Source organism: Rhodococcus sp. UFZ-B548 (assembly GCF_903819475.1).
GTDB classification, from domain to species: domain Bacteria; phylum Actinomycetota; class Actinomycetes; order Mycobacteriales; family Mycobacteriaceae; genus Rhodococcus_F; species Rhodococcus_F erythropolis.
Genome location: NZ_CAIJDS010000127.1, coordinates 1 through 3,139, shown reverse-complemented (window position 1 = coordinate 3,139; position 3,139 = coordinate 1). Strand labels below are relative to the sequence as shown.

Sequence of the window (3,139 nt, the reverse complement as noted above, 5' to 3'; positions counted from 1 at the left end):
CCGTGGGGGCCTCGGAATACCCCGCGAGGAGGTCGAGAACCCCCACGACCGGGGACGAGCGCCCCGCAGAATGTCGGAGGGAGAAAAAGCCAATTGACCTCGGAGGAGTTGGCCCCCAGGTACTTCGACATTCGTGACGGGGTATATCGGACCGGACCCTCTCGGACCCCCTCGAACTCTCTAGCGGTGCGGCAAACTATCGAGCTCGCGCTCGGTGGGTTTGCGGGCAGGTTCCAACGGTCCGGACTCTGCATCCGCCATGATCGCTCGCGCTTCGGTGACCGTGTTGAGCACTCGCAACGGCACCTTGGCCCACACTCCACCCCGTAGGCCGTGGTGTGTACCCCCGAATGCATGCCCCGCCTGAATCAACTGAGCAGACGAGGCCGAGAAGAACGCGGCTTGTGCGTGGTCCTCGGTGTACTCGGTTGTCCTCACAACACCGAAGTGCACAACCATGAGACGAACGAGGTTGCGAATCGAATCGGCCTTTGCCTGCGCCTGCGGCAGGGCGCGCCACGCCTCGATCTGCTCGGGTTCGCCGCTGGCGAGGATGGACTCGGCCGATGCCCCGCCATCCAGCCGCCGGCCCGCCTCGGCGAAGGCGCCGGCCGCTTCCTCGAATTTGGGTCGAAGGGTGTCCATCAGGGCGTCACCCCCGGCTCCGCGCAGGTCCTCGGTGAATTGCTGGACGAGGGTATGGACGGCGATTTCGCGTGGGCGCGACGAGTGGTACTCGCGGGCGCTGGCCGTACCCACGTCCGAAATGAAACCTTCGATTTCAGCGGCCGTCAGATCAGGATCGCTCAGAAGCCCTTCGAGATTCGGTGCTCTTGAAACCTCCGATCTACTGGCGATAGCCGATGCAAGCTCGGCGGTCTTGGCTAGCGACTGGGGCAGTTCGGCCCCGAGTGCCTGAACGGTGTCGCGGAGGCGTTGGACGTCATTGATGTTTGCAACCATGTTCTAGCTCCTCAGGAGAACCAGCCGTCGTCGTCAGACGAGGCGGTGTTGTTGGTGGTTGGGGTTTCGGCCGGTGCCGATGCGGCGATGTCGGCTTCGAGGTCGGCGGCGTCGAACCATCCGAGGTCGTCGGCGCTGGCGGCGCTGGCGAGGTGGGTGGTGTTGCTGGTGCCGGTGGTGAGAGGTGCGGCCGACGCGGTGAGGTCTGCCGTGTCGAACCATCCGAGGTCGGCTTCGGGTTGCTTCCCACCTGCGGCGAGGTGGCGCTCGTGCCACACGCGGTCCTCAGTGGAGGTCGGGTTGTTCGAAGCCAGCAGCACGGGCTGCAACGCCCGCAGTCGTTCGGTGGTCTCTACCGGGTTGAGGTCGTATTGCCCATTCCAGTACCCGACTCGAGCTGCGAGGATTCGGCCTGTGGCTACGGCCGCTTTCACGGTGGCGTCTCGCGTGGCGTAGAAGCCCGGATACTGGCGCTTCAATGCGCGTTTTTCGGCGGCAGCGGCGAGGACTCGTGTCCGTTCCTTCGCTGTCATTGGGGGTTTCTTCTTGGTGGTCATGAGTTGCCTTGTCGTTGGTGTCGTTTGCGGGCTTCGATCTGCCAGGGGTCGAAGGTCCAGTTCTGGCCGATCTTGTGGCCGTCGAGGCGACCTCGGCGCGCCAGGTCCCGCACGGCGTTTGGAGTGACCCCGAGAAGGTTTGCGGCCTGCTCGGTTGTCAGTCGCTCGGCGTCCTGGACCAGTCCATCATTGGGTGTTGTTGCGGCACTGGCGGTTATGGCGTTCGCGCCTGCGCGGCTGGCGTCCTCGAGCGCTACGCCTGCGGCCAGTACGTCGCGGGTGAATCCCGGTGCGCCGTGGGCGCGGAGCTGCTCGTTTCCGGTTCGGATGGCCTTCGCGACGAGGGCGGCAGCTCTGGGGTCGAGCGCGACCACGCCTGTGATGAATGCGGCCGGGGTCATCGCTTGGCGGCGATTTCTTCGCGGAGTGCTCGCACTTCCTGAGTGAGTCCGAGTAGCGCCTGCGCGACTGCCATTCGGGACGCCACCTGTGCTTGCGGTCCGATGCCTGCGCAACGGGTTTCGTCGATCAGGTCGAGAACGTTGTCGTCAGAGAGGGCGGTGTCGATATTTACGTTGATCTTCACGGGTTTTCCGTCCGGTCGTAGGTTGTTGGCCGAACCGCTCTCGGGGTGGTGTTCTGGTGTCTCGCGTCCACGGGAGGACATTCGCGGGGGTTGGTGGGCATTCCGACCCCCACGAGGTTTCAGACGGCGAGGGAAGCCGCTTCGGATTCGATTTCCGTGTGGGTCGGTGGGAACATGTCGCGACGTTGGCGAGCCTGAACGCGACGGTTCAACTCGCGTTGCGATTCTCGGAGTTCGACTTTCGCCCAATGCGCGGTTACCTCGCGGTCCCGCACGTCAGCCGACAGGACGAGGTCGAGATTTTTGTTGATGAGCTCGGCCGCCAACAGAAGGTCTGCGGCGCTGGCGTTCGTCAGCGCGAGGAGTTGGCGGGTCGGACGGATCTCCGAACAGGGGATGAACCCGAGGCGACCTTGGAGCCATAAGCGGCGAACTCGGACCGCCAACCCGAGCACCCCTCGTGGGCGTTTCGGCACTTCTTCAGTCGGGACTGCGGCCCATGCTGCTTTCCAGTTGGTGTCCTCCAGGTTCGGGATCGAGAACCCGCGCCAACCCCGCTGCGTGCGGGAGTGCAGGTCAGTGGTTTTCCCGGCGTGGTTCTGCGAGATGATCTGTTTCGAATGAAGCTCGAGCGGTGTCTCGTACCCGAGGTTGTTGCACCATTTGGCGAGGTCGCCGAGGGCCTCGGCAGTCGAGAGCGAACCTTGGGTGTCTTGGACTACTCGGGAGTCCCACCAGGCGCTGACGACTTCGATCAGTTCGTTGTACTGCAGGTTCCGCGTCATTTGAGATCTCCTTGGGTTCGAGGGCGGCGGGGTGGACGCCTCCGCTTGGGTGCTGTTTGCGAGGCCAAAGGCCAGAAGGCCAGGGGGCGTTCCCCGCGAAACGGCCAGGTCGGAAGGTCCCCCAGACGAGCCAAAGCGGAGGCGCTCCCCCCGAAGGGCGCGTCGGTGGGTCTCGTTTGGCTTCCCTTGGCCTCGCGGGCGTTCCGACGGTTTCGGTGCCCGTGCGGCGTGGGAACGCCTCCGCTTTG

5 protein-coding genes are annotated in these 3,139 nt (G+C 64.5%); all 5 read right to left on the bottom strand.

The window, feature by feature from the left end; genetic code table 11:
- Positions 1–180: 180 nt before the first annotated feature.
- The 5 genes from H7C86_RS36660 to H7C86_RS36640 all read right to left on the bottom strand — a co-directional run bounded on the left by H7C86_RS36660 (position 181) and on the right by H7C86_RS36640 (position 2,891).
- Entirely contained in the window at positions 181–963 is a 783-nt protein-coding gene (locus H7C86_RS36660) for a hypothetical protein (protein WP_182263494.1), read from the bottom strand.
- A gap of 11 nt (positions 964–974) precedes the next feature.
- A complete protein-coding gene (locus H7C86_RS36655; protein ID WP_182263493.1) occupies positions 975–1,496 on the bottom strand; it encodes a hypothetical protein in 522 nt (173 codons plus the stop codon).
- Between the two features lie 20 nt (positions 1,497–1,516).
- Positions 1,517–1,921, bottom strand: coding sequence for a helix-turn-helix domain-containing protein (locus tag H7C86_RS36650; RefSeq protein ID WP_182263492.1), 405 nt, complete (start codon positions 1,919–1,921; stop codon positions 1,517–1,519).
- Entirely contained in the window at positions 1,918–2,106 is a 189-nt protein-coding gene (locus H7C86_RS36645; protein ID WP_063316085.1) for a hypothetical protein, read from the bottom strand. The genes H7C86_RS36650 and H7C86_RS36645 overlap by 4 nt, the downstream gene beginning before the upstream one ends.
- A 119-nt stretch (positions 2,107–2,225) precedes the next feature.
- Positions 2,226–2,891: a hypothetical protein gene (locus tag H7C86_RS36640; RefSeq protein ID WP_182263491.1), complete on the bottom strand. Its 666-nt coding sequence runs from the start codon at positions 2,889–2,891 to the stop codon at positions 2,226–2,228.
- Positions 2,892–3,139 lie beyond the last annotated feature (248 nt).

What these genes read in the sequence shown, in the direction of transcription:
- H7C86_RS36660 (WP_182263494.1), bottom strand. Translation starts at nt 963, where the DNA reads ATGGTTGCAAACATCAATGACGTCCAACGCCTCCGCGACACCGTTCAG.
- H7C86_RS36655 (WP_182263493.1), bottom strand. Translation starts at nt 1,496, where the DNA reads ATGACAGCGAAGGAACGGACACGAGTCCTCGCCGCTGCCGCCGAAAAA.
- H7C86_RS36650 (WP_182263492.1), bottom strand. Translation starts at nt 1,921, where the DNA reads ATGACCCCGGCCGCATTCATCACAGGCGTGGTCGCGCTCGACCCCAGA.
- H7C86_RS36640 (WP_182263491.1), bottom strand. Translation starts at nt 2,891, where the DNA reads ATGACGCGGAACCTGCAGTACAACGAACTGATCGAAGTCGTCAGCGCC.